A 15,206-nucleotide genomic window follows, 5' to 3' on the forward strand; every position below is an offset into this window, starting at 1 on the left:
GTTGTGCTGTGGCGCCTGACACGCTATACAGTCAGTCACTGACGCAATATGCCGGAGACCAAGCCGCATGCTGGTGTGCACGAACTGCCGACAGGGGCTTATGGATCCCATCCGGAGCGAGGATGAGCCGGAGTACACCGACCGCTACCAGTGCGGCCACTGTGGCCATACAGCGACCATTCCCTCACTGCTGATCGTCTTCAGCCAGTTCATCTCCGCGGTACTCGGGGGCGGAATCACGTTCTACCTGCTCCAGTACCATGGCGTTCGGGCGTTTGCGCTTCTGGTCTCGGAAGGGAACACCAACCTGCTGCTGCGGGAAGGCGGGCTGGCCCTGGGCGCCCTGACGCTGGTCATCGCCTTTATCTACCTGCTCTACCTTGCGTTCCGCGGCATCAGCAAGCGCATGCGCTACCGCCTGCCGCCGCAGAACGCCCAGTAGGCCGTCAAAGGCCCACGCCCTCGCCGCTCAACAGCCACCGCTTGCGCCGTTCACCTCCGCCGTAGTGTCCGGTTCCGCCGGAAGCCGGCAGTACACGGTGACACGGGACCAGAACGGAAACCGGGTTGGCGCCCACCGCCGCGCCCACTGCCCGGGCGGCCCCGGGCTGGCCAATGTGACGGGCCACTTCGCCATAGGTGAGGCACTGCCCCGGGTCGAGCCGCAACAGATAACGCCAGACCCGTTGCTGGAACGCGGACCCCACCATCTCAAGCGTCGGCATGGAGACCGCCACCCCATGGGGCCAGGCGTGGAGAATGGCGCTGAGGCCGATGAGCCGATCGTCGTCTTCCGGCATCGCGTCGGGTTCCCGGCGCCAGATCCTGACCGCCCGGTTGAAACGGCTTTCCAGATCCGAAGGGCTGTCCACGAACGCTAGCTGGGTCAGCGCATCCTCATGCCACAGTGACCAGACCCGCCCCCAGGGCGAGTCAAGCTCGCCATACTCCAGAGCCCCCACGGGCTCCGGGCGCTGCAGCCAGATGACGTTCATTGATTCCTCTCCCCCATGACCAGGGCGCCGGTGCGGTCCACGTCCTCGGGCCCGAATGTCAGTTCATCGCCTTCCCGCTGGTAACTCAGGCGCCGCAGCAATGCCCGGCCGGAGAAATGCTCAAGGTGAGCCACCACCATGTTGCTGCGGTCCCGGCTGTCGAGCAGCTCGCCCTCGCCGGTGGCATAGACCACCAGTGCCACAACATCATCCCCCCGGAGAATCGCCTCCAAGCTCTCAAAGATCAGCTCAATACGTTCGCTGTCATCCGCCCCGGAAGCGGGATCAATATGCACCCCACGGACCCCGCCGCGGCGGGACAGCACAAACGCCCGTGGGCGGAAACGCTCGCCTTCGGCGGCCAGCTCCGCCTTCACCACCGGCAGTGTCTCCCGCATCAGCCGATTCCAGCTCGGCAGGGGCCGATCATCGGTGACCGGTTCGGGAGCAGCCTGCTGCTCCATCGCCACGTCCGTGGTTGTGCAGCCGGTCGCCAGCAGTGCAGCAGCGACCACAGTGAGCAACAGCAGAATCCTGATCCGCATGAAGGCATCCATCGTCCGAAAACCGCAGGATAACCCATTGCTCCGGAGTCTTCACCCAATACTATATCTAGTACATCGCATGCTACGGTTTCCCGCCCTGAAACGAGCTTTCCGCCGAAATCCCTGCCATGGGCGGATTCTGCCGCACCCACCCCATCCGGGCGCCATGTTCACTTGACACCCGCGAGGCCAAAACCACAATATACGGGCATCAACAACAATAAAAAATCGATATATTGGGGGTTAATCAAAAATGACATCGCATGTCAACAGGCCGGAGGCATTGCCTCCGCCTGCTCTCCTGTTAGGCCCTGCAGCCGGGGCCATGCCCCGTTTCACCCTCTCCGCGGGGTCCGGCTGAGCCACGGGCTGATCAAAACGCAAACACAAGATATGGTGGTTGCATTGCGCAACCGGTATCCAAGTAACAACCAGGGACAACGCCACTCATGAACGCCAAGACTCAGGATCTGACCAACAACATTCCCTTCCAGGAAACCTCGGTCGACATCTGGGCCAGCAAGTACCAGCTCAAGACCAAGGCCGGTGAGCCCGTCGACCGGGAAATCGAGGACACCTATAAGCGCGTCGCGGAGTCCCTGGCCTCCGTGGAGACCGCCAAGAAGCGCAAGGCCGTGCACGAAGACTTCGTCTGGGCCCTGCGCAACGGCGCGATACCGGCCGGGCGCATCACCTCCAATGCGGGCGCGGAAGCGCACAAGCCGGCGACCTCCACCATCAACTGCACCGTCTCCGGCACCGTCTATGACTCCATGGACAACATCCTGGTGAAGAACCACGAAGCGGGCCTGACCCTCAAGGCCGGCTGTGGCATTGGCTATGAGTTCTCCACCCTGCGGCCCAAGGGCGCCTATGTGGCGGGCGCCGGCGCCACCACCTCCGGTCCCCTGTCCTTCATGGATATCTTCGACCGCATGTGCTTCACCGTCTCCTCAGCAGGCGGGCGCCGTGGCGCGCAGATGGCGACCTTCGACGTGCACCACCCGGACATCATCGACTTCATCGAAGCCAAGCGCGAAGACGCGCGCCTGCGCCAGTTCAACCTCTCGCTGCTGATCACCGAAGACTTCATCGAGGCGGTGAAGAACGACGCGGACTGGCAGCTCTCCTTCCCCGTCTCCGAGGAAGAAGCCGAGAAGGAAGGCCTGGACCTGAACGACCCGGAACAGTTCGTCTACCGTGATTTCCCGGTCAAGGACGGCTACGTGACCGACGGCAAGGGCAAGGTCGCCTGCCGCATCTACCGCACGCTCAAGGCGCGTGCGATCTGGGACAAGATCATGTCCTCCACCTACGACTACGCCGAGCCGGGCTTCATCCTGATCGACAAGGTCAACCGGATGAACAACAACTGGTTCTGCGAGAACATCCGCGCCACCAACCCCTGCGGCGAACAGCCCCTGCCGCCCTACGGCAGCTGCCTGCTGGGCTCGATCAACCTGACCCGCTTCGTGGAGTTCCCCTTCACCGAGAAGGCGCGCTTCAACTACGACAAGTACCGCAAGGTCGTGGGCATCTTCACCCGCATGCTGGACAACGTCGTCGAGCTCAACGGCCTGCCGCTGGACAAGCAGCGCCACGAGATCGAATACAAGCGCCGCCACGGCATGGGCATTCTGGGGCTGGGCTCCACGCTCGCCATGCTGCGCATGCCCTACGGCTCCGCGGACTCCGTCGCCTTCACCGAGGAAGTGACCAAGGAAATGGCGCTGGAAGGCTGGCGCGAAGGCCTCCGCCTGGCGGATGAAAAGGGCCCGGCCCCGATCATGAACGACGAGTTCGAAGTGACCGAGGAAATGCTCGAACTGCGCCCCGAGATGCGTGAAGACGGCTACACCGCCGGCGACAAGGTGCCCGGGCGCATCCTGCACGCGCGCTACAGCCGCTACATGCAGAAGATCGGCGAGGCGGAGCCGGAGCTTGTGAAGGAGATCGCCGAGAAAGGCGTGCGCTTCACGCACCACACCTCCATCGCGCCCACGGGCACCATCTCGCTGTCGCTGGCCAACAACGCCAGCAACGGCATCGAGCCCAGCTTCTCGCACCACTACTCGCGCAACGTGATCCGCGAGGGGCGCAAGTCCAAGGAAAAAGTGGACGTGTTCTCCTTCGAACTGCTCGCCTACCGCGAGCTGGTGAACGAGAAGGCCATGCCCGACTCCGAGAACCCGGAAGAGCAGCTGCCGAGCTACTTCACCGTGGCGGATGACGTGAGCCCGAAGCAGCACGTGGACATCCAGGGCGCGGCCCAGAAGTGGGTGGATTCGTCCATCTCCAAGACCGCGAACGTGCCCACGGACTTCGCCTACGAGGACTTCAAGGACATCTACATGTACGCCTACGAGCAGGGGCTGAAGGGCTGCACCACCTTCCGCTTCAACCCCGAGGCCTTCCAGGGCGTGCTGGTTAAGCAGAAGGACCTTGAAGGCACCCAATACGAGTTCACGCTGGAAGATGGCAGTACCGTCCAGGTCAGTGGCGACGAGGAAATCGAATACGACGGCGAATTCCACAACGCCGCCAACCTCTTCGATGCCCTCAAGGAAGGTACCTACGGCAAGTACTGAACCGAATCCAGACTACGGAGACCCGAGAAAATGACCGTCCGAATCGAGAAGAAAATCGTCGACCAGCGCGTTCTCAAGGAAGAGAACGCCGCCAATGAGGCGCAGCAGGCCAGCACCGAGAACCAGCCGCTGGTGATGAACGAGCACATCGAGCGGCCCGAGTTCCTGCTCGGCACCACCTACAAGATCAAGCCGCCGATTGATGATCACGCGATGTACATCACCATCAACGACATCATCCTCAACGAGGGCACGGACCACGAAACCCGCCGCCCCTACGAGGTGTTCATCAACTCCAAGAACATGGAGCACTTCCAGTGGGTGATCGCCCTCACCCGCGTACTCTCCGCCGTGTTCCGCAAGGGCGGCGACGTAACCTTCCTGGTGGAAGAGCTGCGCTCCGTGCATGATCCGAGCGGCGGCTACTTCAAGAAAGGCGGCGTCTTCATGCCCTCACTGGTGGCCGAGATCGGCTACGTGATCGAGAAGCACATGAAGGCGATCGGCCTGATCGAGACCGAGGAGATGAGTGAACTCACCCAGCGGATGATCGCCGAGAAGAAAGCCGCCTTTGAGAGCAACGGCGAACCGGCCACCAACGCCGAGGGCAGCTACCCATCCAACGCCACGGTCTGCGGCAAATGCCACACCAAGGCCATGGTGATGATGGACGGGTGCGAAACCTGCCTTGCCTGCGGCGAAAGTAAATGCGGCTGAGCCGATAAAAAGACCCCCTGCGGTGCGAGCCAGGGGGTCACTGCACATCTTCATTCACAATGAGCATTCCTTCACACTATGGTGAAACCATACTTGTCTCATAGTGACCTATCGCTTGTTTACTCTCCTATTCCCCTAAACATAAAAGCTCGAGGCGATAATCATGGAACAAAAACCGTGGGACCCATTATTTACAAGTAGCGACGCCGACGCTGAGCTAGTATCAGCCGCTCAAAAAAGAGAAATAAAAAACATCCTCAAGTCCTATGTGGGCATGTACGACTCTTTTTCAGAGTTGATTCAAAATTCAATGGACGCAGTAGACAAAAGAGAACTCGAAGAAAACAGTAATTACCAAAAAAAACTATGGCTAACGGTTGACTTACAAGAAAACTCTTTCGCCATCACTGATAACGGCATTGGCTTCAACGAACGGGAGTTCAAGGCATTTCTTGCTCCGAACATCAGCTTCAAAGACGGAGAAAATGCACGAGGCAACAAGGGGGTTGGGGCCACCTACATAGCATATGGATTTAATTTCTTACAATTTGGAACTAAAGGAAACGGCCACAATTTTGTAGGTGAACTAGAGAATGGCAGAGAATGGGTTGAAGACCTTCGAGGTGTAGTAACCCGGCCAGTAGTTAACTTATCTAAAAACTATGACGAATCTTTTTCAGAAATCGACCGTGGCTCGACATTTAAAATATGTTTTGGAGGTAAGTCAACCCGCCCTAAAGATCTTTCATGGTACTCCGCAACAACTCCAGAGCAATGGCTCTACCTCCTTCTAATAAAAACCCCTCTTGGATCAATAAACTCTCCCGATACATCAAGAAAAAACATCAAGTTTAACCTGACAGTTAAAGACAAATATGGCCAGAAAAGGACCCTTGACGACCAAGATGCAGAGTATCTTTTCCCTCACAAAAAAATAAAAGCCAGCTTAAATCTAAAAGACGTCTTCAAGTATCAAGACAGCGTCATAAGAAGCGGAGGAGACCCTTCAAACCTTCCTGCACGATTCAACAAATCTAACGGGATTTACGAGTTCTTCGACACATCCGAAGTTCAGTCCATAAGAGGCGATGAAGATCAGTCGCTAATAAACGAGTACTCCGTTGAAGCATATGGTTACTTTACATATTCAACCTCAGTTTGGGATCAATTCAACGATGATCTAGCAAACCTTAGAAAGGGATACCGAGTATTACGAGGTGGGTTGCAACTTGCAAATAACAACATGCCTCAAGGGGAACTAATTGCTATACCTCTAACGTCTAACATTGGACTACAAAATCAATGCCATATTATTGTTCACTTCAAAGGTGCTGATCTAGATTTAGGAAGAAAAGGCTTTCAACCTGAACTTAAGGAGCTAGGCGAAAAAATAGCAGTTTCGATAGTAAACAGATTTAAGAAATGGAAAAGATTATTAAAATCTGATAGCGGCGCAAAAGAAGAAATCTCAAAAGAAATAGAACTTCATGACTGGATTAAAGAACAAGAAAATCATGAGACCCAAAAACCACTACAAATAACCAACAAAAACTTTTTTCAGCCTATAAATGAAATTTCTATAATTTCAGAACCTCAATCTGAGCAAGATGTCATTGTACTTTTCAACCAATTAATTGCTGGCGGAGTAATAAGAGGCATCCATTTACTTGCTACGAGTCAATCAAAACAATATGATGGGGTTTTCAGGTTTATCGCAAAAGAACCTTTAGACAACCATGTTTTCGAAAAAGAAAAAAACCCTCTAGGCGTCCAAGAGCTTCATTTTGACACGGCATACGCTAGTGCACCCAAGATACTTGAATACAAGTACAACCTAGATGCACTAATACACGAGTTCGAAAGCGAATATAAAAATGAAAAAGATATTCATTTAGCTGTTGCCTGGAAGATGGGAACTGAGTGGCAACGCAACTATGATATTATTTCATTTTTAGATCTAAACAATCTACATCGAAGAGACTTTCACGGGCTTACCCACTCTTTGAATTCAGGAACTACCAAGTTTTATGTCATCATCCTTGAAGAGTTGATACAGTATCTAAACGATATCGAAGCGACTCAGGAGTATCAACGGCATTACTACGGAGATGACTTATTCTAATTCGTGAGGCAATCTCCGGCCCTTCGCGCTGGCGGTAAAAACGGCTGCGCCGTAATTTCCGCCAAGCTCGGGGGTTGGCTTTAGAGCTTATAGGATCATTGAGCTTTCATCGCCTCAAGAACGGCAACGCCATCAAACGGCTCCTGAAAATAAGCCTCACTCTCCAGTGCCTCCCGCATTGATTCAGGCAGAGACTCGTAGCGTTCCCTGAATCGCCAGGGCGACGGCGTATACAGCAAATCTTCCACTGCTTTCAGCCTCTCTGCGGTCTCTTCAGAAAGGTCCAGCCGTTTGAGCATCCCAATGGTATATGAGAGCTCCGTCAGTTCCGGTCGCTCACACTGGCTTTCAAGTTGCTGGGCACGAGCGATCAGGAATACCCTCACCTGCTTGAGTTCATGCTGCCTCAACTGTTCCAACAACTCATCGCCGGGAAAAGCACGTTCCCTGACCTGCTGTTCACACCGCTCGATCGCCTGTTCATAAGCCTCTACCCGCTTTTCAAGATAGGTCCGTGCCTCGGAGGCTGTCGCCGGTGATACTGAAACGGCAGCGCAAATCCATATCGCAGTACGTGTAAACCAACTCATTGCAGCGCTCCTTCGCAGCCGTTTTCGATGTTCTTCCAGAACTGGCGTTGTTTTGGGGACAGCTCGTGCCTGAGAAGCTGCATCCTCGCGACCTTGATGATGGTTTTCCTCACCATGGGCCCAATCGCCTGCATGGATTTGGCAAACCGAACCCAGTCAGTCGACTTGATGTTGAATGCGGCTTCCGCGCTGTTGTTGCCCAGGAAGATGCTCGCCATGACGCCGGCGGGCAGCACAACTTCCAACATCTTCCCGTTTCGCTGAGCCTTTCGGATGGTCTTAAGCGCTTCCCGATCTTTGCTGTCGAGCTTGAGGTTTCTGACGGGAGTACACTCCATGGCGTCTCTCTCCTTCCCTGAGTTGCCTGTCATTTCAGAAGGTTACTGGCTGAGTTTCAGGGGTTCAAGTGATCGATTTCACGTTGGTGTGCAATATCAGCGCGTTCATCAGGAGAAGCCTGGAGGATACCTGTTCCCCGCTGGCGTTCGGCCTCGCTGAGGGCATCGACTGGGTGAGTAGGATCTTGTCGCTGCACATGCCCAACCATCATAATGAATGCTCTGGTGGCCATTCAGCTGCACGAAGCGGGCTACCGGAACCAGCTTAAAATCAATAAGCCAGTAGAAAGGAGGCTACTTAATGGAATTGGATGTCACCTGGCAACGGGTCGTGAAAGTCTGGTGGGCCTATCTGTGGAGGAGTCTCCTCGCGTTGGTTGCCGCCATGGTACTGGGAGCGATCGTCGGGTTCGTGATCGGGCTTGTGTAATGACCCCACGGTTCCGGCGTGCCTTGCAGCCTTTCTACCCCTCCCGGTGCCGATCAATCAGCTCACAGAGCGCATCCAGCCCATCCGTGAGCGCCGCAGGCCCCGGTTGAAGAATCAACGGTGACTTCACTTCGTAAAGCGCGTTGCTGGCAACGGCGGGGATGGCATCCCAGCCCGGTCGCTCCGCCACCTGTTCCGGGCGGAATTTGCGGCCACACCAGGAGCCGATAATGAGGTCCGGCTGGCGCGCCACAACCTCGTTGGGATCTTCGATAATACGCTCCTTGGCACCGGGCTCTGCGGCCCGCTCGGGAAAGACGTCTTCGCCACCGGCGATATGGATGAGCTCCGAGACCCAGCCAATACCCGTAATCATCGGGTCGCCCCACTCTTCGAAGTAAACACGCGGTCGTGGCCCCTGAGCCTGCTTCGCCCGTATCGCCTCCACTCGTGACGCCAGTTCATGGGCGTAGGGTTCGGTCGCATCATGCAGGCCCAGCATGCCGCCGAGGGTGCGGATCATGGAGAGAATGCCGTCAACGGTGCGGTGGTTGAAGATGTGCACGGCGACCCCGGCGCGCACCAGTTCGGCGGCGATATCGGCCTGCATGTCCGAAAACCCCAGCACCAGATCCGGCTCCAGCTCAAGAATCCGCCCAATTTTGGCGGAAGTGAAAGCGGAGACTTTTGGTTTCTCCTGCCGCGCCCGTTCGGGGCGCACGGTAAAGCCGGATATACCGACAATTCGATCCTCGGCACCAATGGCGTAGAGCGTCTCAGTAGTTTCCTCGGTCAGGCAGACAATGCGCTGTGGGTAATCCATAGGCTCACGAACTCCGGGTGTTCACTCGTACTGAATGGTCCTCAACCTACGCTTATCGGGACTTTCTGAACACCCGGATGAGGACAAGGATGGCAAGAACCCAAAACTGGCAACCCCCCTTCAGCTATACGCTTGGAGGAGGTTCAGGTTTACGATAGGCTCATGCGAAGGAGGCTTCATGAAGAAAGGACTTGAACTGACAATCCCCCCACCCCTGATTGCTCTGACAGTCGCTGTGCTGATGTGGGGTATCGCGCAACTCGTTCCCGGCGCGGCCCTGCCATTCCCGCGTTCGGCGACGCTGGCCATTGTGGTGGCAGCGGTTGGTATCGGCATTGCCCTGACCGGTATCCTGCAGTTCTGGCGCGCCAGTACCACGATCAATCCGCATACGCCCCAGAAATCCGCCCAGCTGGTAGAGCACGGGATCTACCGCTTCAGTCGCAACCCGATGTACCTGGGGATTGCTGTCGTGCTGCTGGCCTGGGCCCTGTACCTGACCAATGCCCTGTCGCTGCTTCTTATCCCGGGATTCATCGTCTACATCAACCGGTTCCAGATCCTGCCCGAGGAACGTCACATGCGGGCTCTGTTCGGCCAACCCTTTAACGAGTACGCCGCCCGGGTAAGGCGCTGGATCTGATGTAAAACCTGGTTGCTCGAGAAGGGGCATCGAATGGTCCGCGTTTCCTGGCCGGTGTTCCTGGCCCACATGCTGTTTCTGCTCGCCGCCTGGACGGTATTCATCAAATACCTGTTCCCGCTGGCGTTCGCCCTCGCTGAGGGCACAGACTGGCACGCCTACATCTATTGGGACCTATGGCCCATCGCCCATGGTTGGCTGGGCTGGGCATTGCTGGCGCGCCCGGGCTATACCCGCGCGCTGGCGATTGGTATGGCGGTGGTGGAAATCGTCATCATCGTCACGCTGTTCGCAACCTTCCTGGCCGACCCGGAATGGTCGATCTGGCGGACCAACTGGTTCGTCAACAAGGTCTTTGTCCTGGCCTGCTTTATTCTTGTGCTGTATGCGGCACTGAAACACCCGGAGGGGTTCCGTACATCCCGTTGATGTGGCTGTGGGGGGCCAAAGGAGAACTGTTGTTATGAGGGTTATGTTGCTGGGTGCCACGGGGCTGACCGGTGGCTGGGTGCTGCAGGGCCTGCTGGCCCGGGAGGAAGTATCCCAGGTGGTGGCGCTGGTGCGCCACAAACTGCCGACTGTTTCCGAAAAACTGGTTCAGCACGAAGTCGATTTCGATCGATTGGAGAATCATACCGACCTGTTCGATGTCGACATCATCATCTGCTGCCTGGGCACCACCATCAAACAGGCCGGTTCAAAGGAGCAGTTCCGCAAGGTCGATCTGAGTTATCCCCTGAAAGCGGGGGAACTCGGCCGCGCTCAGGGCGTGAGGGCTTATATTCTGATGTCGGCCATCGGTGCCTCATCGTCGTCGACTATTTTTTACAGCCGGGTAAAGGGCGAACTCGGAGATGCCTTGGAAAACCTCGGCTACCCTCACCTCTCCATCTACCACCCCAGCCTTTTGCTCGGTGACCGCAAGGAGCACCGCACCGCCGAGGCGCTGGGAATACAGGCCATGCCGCTGGTCAACCGTCTACTTCTTGGGCCTCTCGATAAGTACCGGGGGATTGAGGCGAGCACGGTCGCCAGCGCGATGGTCAACGAGGCCTGCGGCCTGGCTTCGGAACCGGTTGGCGAGCATGGGGTCCAGACGCGGGAATACGATGACATTATCCGGCTGGCCGAGTAGCGCGGTCAGGTTCCTCGAACGTGGAGGAAAAAGGATGGCGAGAACCCGACTCCGCACTGCAGCACTTGCTGTGATCGTCCCTTCCGCCCTGGCCGGATGCGCCCCTGGAGCTGACAACGAGCCAGACCACTCGCCGCAGGCCCAGGCTGTGCAGAGCGCCCAGGCCCCGGCGTGGACAGCCGGCATCGTCGATCGGCCACAGCCCGATGCACCTGCCGCGACGCTGGTCGCGGTCCGTACCGGCTCCCACGATGGCTTCGACCGGACCGTTTTCGAGTTTGGTGAGCGGCTCCCGGGGTATCATGTGGAATATATCGACAGCCCGGTGCGGAAGTGCGGCTCCGGCCAGGTCACGCAGATGGCTGGCGACGGCTGGCTTGAGGTCCGGATGTCGCCAGCCAAGACGCATACCAGGGAGGGCCAGTCGACGATTGCGGAACGTGAGCGTACACCGGACCTGCCCGTGCTTTCCGAGCTGGAACTCACGTGCGACTTCGAGGGCGTCGTGACATGGGTCTTCGGCGTCGAATCGCCGAACCGCTATCAGGTCCGCGAGCTGAGTAGTCCACCACGGCTCGTCATCGATATTAAGCACTGAGGGAGAGCAGGCTTATCACTCAAGCATGTCCTCGAAGTGCCTTTGGTGAGGATTACCGATGGGCGATCTCGGCCTGGGTCGGGAAACTTCGACCCTTGAGACGTTCCGTCGTGCCTTCGATGTCATCGACGAGGAGCAGCAGGAAATCGCCCTCCTCCGCCTCGGCGATGGCCTTTGCCACTGCCTCCTGTTCACTCATGATCGTTTCCACCTGAACGGACGAATCGGCATCCGTGGCACCGCTGTGAATGAGCTTCGCCGTCTCGCCGGTCTCACGCCCACGGGCGTCCGTCTCATAGACATAGAGACGATCGCACATACTGGCGAGCTGCCCGCCCAGGGCCCGTAGATCGTCGTCCCGCCGGTTTCCTGGGGCCGTGGCGACACCGATCCGGCGCTTCGTGGCCAGCCCCCTGACCAGCGATTCAAGCGCTTCCAGCGCCGGAACGTTGTGGCCGTAGTCGATCAGGCATTTCACACCATCCGCCTCGAAATAGTTCGTGCGGCCCGGCATCTGCGCCGGTGTCGGATGGAAGGTCAGAAGCCCCGCCCGAACGTCGTCGATCTCGACCCCGTGGCCGATGGCGGCCCCGGCCGCGGCCATCGCGTTCTGTACGTTGAACAGCGCATGGCCCTCGAAGGCGATCGGCACATCGTTGACGTCGACGATGTCGACCGTGACCTGGCCTTTCAGCAGAACGATCTTCCCGTTCTTCACGGACAGCACCATGCGGTGGTCACTGAGGTGCTCGGTCAGCTCCGGATTATCGGGGTCCATGGTGAAGTATATGATTTCACCGCGTGCCCAGTAGGTGCCGTGCTCCATCACCAATGGATCGTCGGCGTTGAGAACGCAGTACCCGCCCTCCTTCTTCACCGAATCGACAACGACGGTCTTGCAGCGGGCGAGTTCATCCAGCGTATGGATATCGCGCTCGCCCAGGTGGTCTGAGGCGATATTCAACAGGACGCCGACATCGCTCTCGTCAAAACCAAGCCCACGACGCATGATGCCGCCACGCGCGACTTCGAGCACGGCATGCTCGACGGTCGGCTCCTGAAGCACGGCCTGCGCTGCCCCGGGACCGGAATAGTCACCACGCAGGATGACATGATTGTCGATCTCGACCGTACCGGTACAGCCCATGCCGACGGAATGCCCTGCCTGGCGGAGAATATGCGTGGTCAGGCGCGTCGTCGTTGTCTTGCCGTTGGTGCCGGTGATCGCGGTTATCGGAATCCGGCCGTTGCTGGTCGGATCCGGGAAGAGCATATCCACCACATGCTCACCCACGGGGCGTGGCGTGCCATGGGTCGGCGCCATGTGCATGCGGAAACCCGGTCCGGCATTGACTTCGACGACACCGGCCGACTGCTGGTCCAACGGCAAGACCAGGTTTTCGGCCAGAAGATCGATGCCGATGATGTCGAGCCCGACAAGCCGGGCAACCCGTTCCATCGTGAACCGCACTTCCGGGTGTACGTCATCGGTCAGATCCGTCGCGGTACCACCCGTTGAGAGATTGGCGGTCGATTTCAGATATGCGACCTCGCCTTCCGGCAGCACGGTATCCAGCGTATAGCCCACCTGCTCGAGCATCCGGTGGGTCTGTTCGTCCACATGGATCTGGGTCAGCAGGTTTTCATGACCCACGCCACGGCGCGGGTCCGAATTCTCGATATCAATGAGTTGCTGGATGGTGTTCGTTCCATCACCCGTCACATGAGCGGGCCGGCGCCGGGCCGCGGCCACAAGCTTGCCGCCGATCACCAGAATCCGGTGGTCCTCGCCCTTGATGTAGCGCTCCACAAGCACGGTTTCGTGCCGCGCATGGGCCGCTTCGTACCCGGACTTCAGGTCGTCGATTGAGGTGATGCCGGTCGTTACGCCGCGTCCATGATTACCGGACAGTGGTTTGGTGACGACCGGCCAGCCGATCCAGTCCGCCGCGCTTTTCGCTTCCTCGAAGGAATAACAGATCTGCCCGCGTGGCACCGGGACTCCGGCGTTGTCCAGTATCTGCTTGGTCCATTGCTTGTCATCCGCGATCGAGTGGCCGATGATCCCGGATGAATCCGTCACCGTCGCCTGGAACCGCCGCTGTTTGACGCCGTGGCCAAGCTGCGTGTAGCTGGTGCCTTCGGTGAGGTTATAGGCTGGAATGCTTCGAGCCTTGGCGGCATTGACGATCGACCCGGTGGAGGGGCCGAGGGCATTGGCGTCGCGAACCTCTTTCAGACGATCGATAGTGGGGCCGAGGTCCACGTCCTCGCCGTCGTAGAGCTTCTGGGCGATCTCGACCGCAGCTTCGCCCGCGGCGAGGCCCGTGGCTTCGTCCCGGTAGCGATAGACGACGTTGTAGATTCCGGGGTCATAGCTGTCGATGGCTTTTCCGTAGCCAACCGAAAAGCCGACCAGATTCTGCAACTCGATCGAAAGATGCTCGACCAGGTGCCCGGCCCAGGTACCAGCCCTGAGCCGCTTCAGGAAGCCCCCCGGTTCCCCGACCGAGCAACGATGATCGTGGATGCTGGGCATCAGCTTCTCAAGCTTGTCAGCTATCCCTGGAACCTTGTCGCTCGGCCGCTCTTCCAGTTCGTCGATAGCGAGCCGCATATAGATGGTTTTATAGCGGCTGTAGTAATTCGGCCCGCGCAGAGCCCGGTGTTCAAGAATTCGCAACCCAATGCTCCAGCCCTTCGGTCCTGAGCTCTTCGGGGCCCAGGACCCGCCGATCCTTCAGGTTAAACCCATAACCATCGACCAGCGCGTGCATGATGACGTTGTGTACGGTGACCGCTTCACCATCCGAAAGCTCGAACACATTCGAGCCTGATATCTGGGAACTGTCCACGATGATGACATGGCCGGGCCCGAAAGCCCGCATGACATCGCCCTCGAACAGGACCGCCGCATCCTCGCCCAGGCCGACGCCCAGGTATTCGGGGTTGGTGGCGCCGACTTCCATCAATCTCGAAAAGCGTCCACGCTCAAGGAAGTGGGTATCAATGATGATGCCATCAACCAGACCGAAGCCGGCGGCCATCTGTACCGCCCCCTTGCGCAGGGAATCGGTGGCCGGTCCGCCATAGACCATCGTCTGGGACTGACAGGCCGCCCCCGCGCTCGTCCCTGCGATCACGGTGCCCGATTGATGCCCCGCACGGATCGTCTCCATAGCGGGCGAAGCGCCGAGAATATTCGTCAGCCGCATCTGGTCGCCGCCGGAGATGAAAACAATGTCCGAGTTCCGGATCATTTCAACGAATTGTTCCGACGCCGCGTCGCTGCGCTCGCGGATCCGGATGTCCAGAACCTCCGACGCGCCCAGGCCCGAAAACACCTCGTGATACTCACCGAATACATCGTCGGGAACGCTGCTCGCCGTCGTGATGACGCCAACCACAGGCGCCTCCTTTTTCGACAACGACAGGACACGGCGCAGTATCTCCGCCTCGGAGGTCTTATCCTCCGCGCCGCCAATTGCGACAAGCGGCCCTCCAGGGGTACTCTTGGCGGGTGTACTCATTGACTGCACTCCAAACCCCAAAATGACGATGTCCGCCGAATTATACATCTATATGTATAGCACACTGGTTGCCGGCGGTGCTTGAATCTCATTGTCGCTGCAGCGCCGACACAGACTGGAAATCGCCCAGTGCCGGGGCTCCCCCCGTGTGT

The 15,206-nt window shown here is 58.0% G+C and carries 16 protein-coding genes; 9 read left to right on the forward strand and 7 right to left on the reverse strand.

Annotation, left to right across the window (positions count from 1 at the left end; all coding sequences use genetic code 11):
• Positions 1-67: 67 nt before the first annotated feature.
• The gene (locus CK501_RS07965) at positions 68-442 is read left to right on the forward strand and encodes a zinc ribbon domain-containing protein (RefSeq protein ID WP_095617217.1); all 375 of its coding nucleotides are present in this window, start codon (positions 68-70) and stop codon (positions 440-442) included.
• A 4-nt stretch (positions 443-446) separates the two neighbouring features.
• Here CK501_RS07965 and CK501_RS07970 read toward each other — a convergent pair whose 3' ends face one another.
• Both CK501_RS07970 and CK501_RS07975 read right to left on the reverse strand, forming a co-directional pair.
• Positions 447-995 (reverse strand): methylated-DNA--[protein]-cysteine S-methyltransferase, encoded by a 549-nt coding sequence (locus tag CK501_RS07970; RefSeq protein ID WP_095617218.1) that lies wholly within the window; start codon positions 993-995, stop codon positions 447-449.
• On the reverse strand, positions 992-1,540 hold the full coding sequence (locus tag CK501_RS07975; RefSeq protein ID WP_143421408.1) for a hypothetical protein: 549 nt from the start codon (positions 1,538-1,540) through the stop codon (positions 992-994). Before CK501_RS07975 ends, CK501_RS07970 begins: the two co-directional genes overlap by 4 nt.
• Before the next feature lie 449 nt (positions 1,541-1,989).
• Between CK501_RS07975 and CK501_RS07980 the strand changes: the two genes are divergently transcribed.
• The 3 genes from CK501_RS07980 (at position 1,990) to CK501_RS07990 (ending at position 6,967) form a co-directional block, all read left to right on the forward strand.
• A complete protein-coding gene (locus tag CK501_RS07980) occupies positions 1,990-4,128 on the forward strand; it encodes an adenosylcobalamin-dependent ribonucleoside-diphosphate reductase (RefSeq protein WP_095617220.1) in 2,139 nt (712 codons plus the stop codon).
• A 30-nt stretch (positions 4,129-4,158) separates the two neighbouring features.
• Positions 4,159-4,845 (forward strand): TSCPD domain-containing protein, encoded by a 687-nt coding sequence (locus tag CK501_RS07985; RefSeq protein ID WP_095617221.1) that lies wholly within the window; start codon positions 4,159-4,161, stop codon positions 4,843-4,845.
• A gap of 163 nt (positions 4,846-5,008) precedes the next feature.
• Positions 5,009-6,967 carry an ATP-binding protein gene (locus CK501_RS07990; RefSeq protein ID WP_095617222.1) on the forward strand — a complete coding sequence of 653 codons (1,959 nt, stop codon included), beginning with the start codon at positions 5,009-5,011 and terminating at the stop codon, positions 6,965-6,967.
• Between the two features lie 95 nt (positions 6,968-7,062).
• On the opposite strand, the gene CK501_RS07995 is transcribed toward CK501_RS07990, so the two are convergent.
• Entirely contained in the window at positions 7,063-7,557 is a 495-nt protein-coding gene (locus tag CK501_RS07995) for a hypothetical protein (protein ID WP_095617223.1), read from the reverse strand.
• Entirely contained in the window at positions 7,554-7,895 is a 342-nt protein-coding gene (locus tag CK501_RS08000; RefSeq protein WP_095617224.1) for a hypothetical protein, read from the reverse strand. The genes CK501_RS07995 and CK501_RS08000 overlap by 4 nt, the downstream gene beginning before the upstream one ends.
• Before the next feature lie 301 nt (positions 7,896-8,196).
• Here CK501_RS08000 and CK501_RS17080 point away from each other — a divergent pair, with 301 nt between their 5' ends.
• Positions 8,197-8,325, forward strand: coding sequence for a hypothetical protein (locus CK501_RS17080; RefSeq protein WP_269844187.1), 129 nt, complete (start codon positions 8,197-8,199; stop codon positions 8,323-8,325).
• A 34-nt stretch (positions 8,326-8,359) separates the two neighbouring features.
• On the opposite strand, the gene CK501_RS08005 is transcribed toward CK501_RS17080, so the two are convergent.
• A complete protein-coding gene (locus CK501_RS08005; protein ID WP_095617225.1) occupies positions 8,360-9,148 on the reverse strand; it encodes a cobalamin-binding protein in 789 nt (262 codons plus the stop codon).
• Between the two features lie 178 nt (positions 9,149-9,326).
• Here CK501_RS08005 and CK501_RS08010 point away from each other — a divergent pair, with 178 nt between their 5' ends.
• From CK501_RS08010 to CK501_RS08025, 4 genes are read left to right on the forward strand one after another with little or no spacing between them, the layout of a single operon-like run.
• A complete protein-coding gene (locus tag CK501_RS08010) occupies positions 9,327-9,791 on the forward strand; it encodes a methyltransferase family protein (RefSeq protein ID WP_095617226.1) in 465 nt (154 codons plus the stop codon).
• A gap of 33 nt (positions 9,792-9,824) precedes the next feature.
• The gene (locus CK501_RS08015; protein ID WP_095617227.1) at positions 9,825-10,220 is read left to right on the forward strand and encodes a hypothetical protein; all 396 of its coding nucleotides are present in this window, start codon (positions 9,825-9,827) and stop codon (positions 10,218-10,220) included.
• 34 nt (positions 10,221-10,254) lie between these two features.
• Positions 10,255-10,926 carry an NAD-dependent epimerase/dehydratase family protein gene (locus CK501_RS08020; protein WP_095617228.1) on the forward strand — a complete coding sequence of 224 codons (672 nt, stop codon included), beginning with the start codon at positions 10,255-10,257 and terminating at the stop codon, positions 10,924-10,926.
• Between the two features lie 34 nt (positions 10,927-10,960).
• Complete coding sequence (locus tag CK501_RS08025; RefSeq protein ID WP_095617229.1) at positions 10,961-11,524, forward strand: AMIN-like domain-containing (lipo)protein; 564 nt, start codon at positions 10,961-10,963, stop codon at positions 11,522-11,524.
• 52 nt (positions 11,525-11,576) lie between these two features.
• On the opposite strand, the gene cphA is transcribed toward CK501_RS08025, so the two are convergent.
• Both cphA and CK501_RS08035 read right to left on the reverse strand, forming a co-directional pair.
• Positions 11,577-14,207 carry a cyanophycin synthetase gene (gene cphA / locus CK501_RS08030; RefSeq protein ID WP_095617230.1) on the reverse strand — a complete coding sequence of 877 codons (2,631 nt, stop codon included), beginning with the start codon at positions 14,205-14,207 and terminating at the stop codon, positions 11,577-11,579.
• Positions 14,194-15,054 (reverse strand): cyanophycinase, encoded by an 861-nt coding sequence (locus CK501_RS08035; protein WP_095617231.1) that lies wholly within the window; start codon positions 15,052-15,054, stop codon positions 14,194-14,196. Before CK501_RS08035 ends, cphA begins: the two co-directional genes overlap by 14 nt.
• Between the last annotated feature and the right edge of the window lie 152 nt (positions 15,055-15,206).

The organism is Halovibrio salipaludis, assembly GCF_002286965.1.
In the GTDB taxonomy this organism is placed as follows: Bacteria; Pseudomonadota; Gammaproteobacteria; order Pseudomonadales; family Oleiphilaceae; genus Halospina; species Halospina salipaludis.

What these genes read in the sequence shown, in the direction of transcription:
- CK501_RS07965 (WP_095617217.1), top strand. Translation starts at nt 68, where the DNA reads ATGCTGGTGTGCACGAACTGCCGACAGGGGCTTATGGATCCCATCCGG.
- CK501_RS07970 (WP_095617218.1), bottom strand. Translation starts at nt 995, where the DNA reads ATGAACGTCATCTGGCTGCAGCGCCCGGAGCCCGTGGGGGCTCTGGAG.
- CK501_RS07975 (WP_143421408.1), bottom strand. Translation starts at nt 1,540, where the DNA reads ATGCGGATCAGGATTCTGCTGTTGCTCACTGTGGTCGCTGCTGCACTG.
- CK501_RS07980 (WP_095617220.1), top strand. Translation starts at nt 1,990, where the DNA reads ATGAACGCCAAGACTCAGGATCTGACCAACAACATTCCCTTCCAGGAA.
- CK501_RS07985 (WP_095617221.1), top strand. Translation starts at nt 4,159, where the DNA reads ATGACCGTCCGAATCGAGAAGAAAATCGTCGACCAGCGCGTTCTCAAG.
- CK501_RS07990 (WP_095617222.1), top strand. Translation starts at nt 5,009, where the DNA reads ATGGAACAAAAACCGTGGGACCCATTATTTACAAGTAGCGACGCCGAC.
- CK501_RS07995 (WP_095617223.1), bottom strand. Translation starts at nt 7,557, where the DNA reads ATGAGTTGGTTTACACGTACTGCGATATGGATTTGCGCTGCCGTTTCA.
- CK501_RS08000 (WP_095617224.1), bottom strand. Translation starts at nt 7,895, where the DNA reads ATGGAGTGTACTCCCGTCAGAAACCTCAAGCTCGACAGCAAAGATCGG.
- CK501_RS17080 (WP_269844187.1), top strand. Translation starts at nt 8,197, where the DNA reads ATGGAATTGGATGTCACCTGGCAACGGGTCGTGAAAGTCTGGTGGGCC.
- CK501_RS08005 (WP_095617225.1), bottom strand. Translation starts at nt 9,148, where the DNA reads ATGGATTACCCACAGCGCATTGTCTGCCTGACCGAGGAAACTACTGAG.
- CK501_RS08010 (WP_095617226.1), top strand. Translation starts at nt 9,327, where the DNA reads ATGAAGAAAGGACTTGAACTGACAATCCCCCCACCCCTGATTGCTCTG.
- CK501_RS08015 (WP_095617227.1), top strand. Translation starts at nt 9,825, where the DNA reads ATGGTCCGCGTTTCCTGGCCGGTGTTCCTGGCCCACATGCTGTTTCTG.
- CK501_RS08020 (WP_095617228.1), top strand. Translation starts at nt 10,255, where the DNA reads ATGAGGGTTATGTTGCTGGGTGCCACGGGGCTGACCGGTGGCTGGGTG.
- CK501_RS08025 (WP_095617229.1), top strand. Translation starts at nt 10,961, where the DNA reads ATGGCGAGAACCCGACTCCGCACTGCAGCACTTGCTGTGATCGTCCCT.
- CK501_RS08035 (WP_095617231.1), bottom strand. Translation starts at nt 15,054, where the DNA reads ATGAGTACACCCGCCAAGAGTACCCCTGGAGGGCCGCTTGTCGCAATT.